1 protein-coding gene is annotated in these 1,978 nt (G+C 50.1%); it reads right to left on the bottom strand.

The features are described 5' to 3' along the window. Positions 1-158: 158 nt before the first annotated feature. Entirely contained in the window at positions 159-1,403 is a 1,245-nt protein-coding gene (locus VF724_RS21070; RefSeq protein ID WP_371756200.1) for an IS110 family RNA-guided transposase, read from the bottom strand. Positions 1,404-1,978: the final 575 nt, after the last annotated feature.

Here is a 1,978-nt window from a genome sequence, read left to right as displayed (position 1 = left end):
TAAGTCCAGCGGTAATATGTCAAGACCCTGAATCAAGAAAGTTGGAAATTTATTTAGACGAGAACGCATTGAGTCAGGGAAAAAGACAATACTGAATAAACCCAGTTCAGACAAATTACTGAAACTGTAAATATTACCGAAGGATGTAAAGGAGTCGTTTAATGAGTCGCCGTATTCACCTTCCTTCCAGGCGTGTAAAGTTGGCCGTTACGTAGCAGCGCATCGACCAGACGTACAAGTTTTCTTGCCGTTAAGACGAGGGCGCGTTTGTGTTGGTGCTTGGGTACTTCTCTGTATTTTTTTCGGTAGTATTCACCGAATTCCGGTTCGCGCTGTTTGACCGAGTTGGCAGCTTCAACAAGGTAGTAGCGCAGGAATCGGTTGCCGGAACGAATACGTTTGGTATCCTCGGCTTCAAAAGGACCAGACTGGTGTTTGCGCCATGTGAGGCCGGCGTACTTGGCCACAGCGGCTTGGTCGCTAAAACGCTCGATGTCGCCGATCTCGGCCAGAATGCCCGCTGTGTACACTCGATCAATGCTGGGAATCGAGCGTAAGCACTGAGCGCCGGGCATACCGTCCAACATACGCTCAATAGCTTTGTCGATCTCCTTGAGTTGGCTCTGAATGCTCCGAATCGCTTGAATCGAGGCTCCTAGAACCAGGTCAATGGAATCCTCTACGACCTTGGAAAGACGGTATGAGGCGCGAGCGGCCTTCTGGATACACTTGGCGACATTCTCGGGGTCTGGGAAACGATTGCGCCCCTTCTCCTTGAGATAATCGGCCAAGTCGGCGACCTCCATATGGGCGATATCGTCGAGGCTATATTTCTCTGAGAGCATCTCCAGAATGGCGTGACCGAATACAGAGCTGTCGACCTCGGTGCGAAAGGCGTTGCATTTGTAAAACAGGTTTTGCAGGAAGTACTGTTTCTCACGCGTCAAATTATGGACTAGGTGGAATCTCATACGGGTCAGCCGTTGCAGAGCGACATACCGTTCTTGCATCACAATAGTCGTGGTGAGCCTGCCGAAGCGCAAGCGGTCAGCGATAATCCAGGCATCAATCCGATCGGTCTTGTCCAGGTCAGCATAGGCTTCACGAAACTTGTTGATCAGTTTCGGATTGATGGTAAACACTTTGGCGTTTCGGTTTTGGAGCGACTCTTGCTCATGTAGGTACATTGCCGGATGCCAGCTGTAAACCGAGGTAGCTTCCAGTCCAATGTGAATTTCGGAAGAGGGGAGCTTGTCCGCCATTGCAACGATGCGATCGCGTAAATGCTCGGCACCGTACAAGTTATTTTCGACTTTCAGCGTTTCAAGCGTATCGCCTTCCGGGTTCATGAAACACGCTTCCAGTTCTTCGGAACTGACGTCAATACCGACAAAAAGCTTCAAGGGAATCCCTCCTTTCCAAATTGGGGTTTTAGGGAATTGGACTCTTCGGGATGCCCCCAGCGCGCTCGCCGATCAGTCACCCTCGCATATAAGAACTTCCTTCGGCTCATGGGCTGCCCCGAAGCTGCTATCTTCGGGCATGGGTTACCGAAGGGAACCGCCAGCGGGTAAGAAGCTCAAACGAGTGCTGAGGAAACGGACTTACTATGTAGTCAAGGCTACAGGAGGAAGAGGAATATCCCCAAATGACCCTAAGACCATTGTCTGGGAACATCTCGAAAAGTCCAAGACCCAAATTGTATTTTCATTTTTTCAAGGAGCGAATGATTTTCGCATCTACCTCTCAGGACATCCAGATTGAATGGTGAGGGGAGTAAGGGCATTTGGCTTCGCCATTCCGAGCTCCGTTCCTCGCCCCAACGGGCTGCGGTACGGGCTCGGCTACGCCCGCATCATCCTTTTGTAAGTGATCTCACAATCACTTGGTTTGGAAACTCATCTAGGCCCATTACAGTTGTCAAGATCAACTGGAAATTCGCTTTAATCAAGCGTCTAAACATACTATACGAGGAGGA

The organism is Ferviditalea candida, from assembly GCF_035282765.1.
GTDB classification, from domain to species: Bacteria; Bacillota; Bacilli; order Paenibacillales; family KCTC-25726; genus Ferviditalea; species Ferviditalea candida.
Note: the sequence above shows the minus strand (reverse complement) of the source record. Positions and strands in the feature narration are given on the sequence as shown.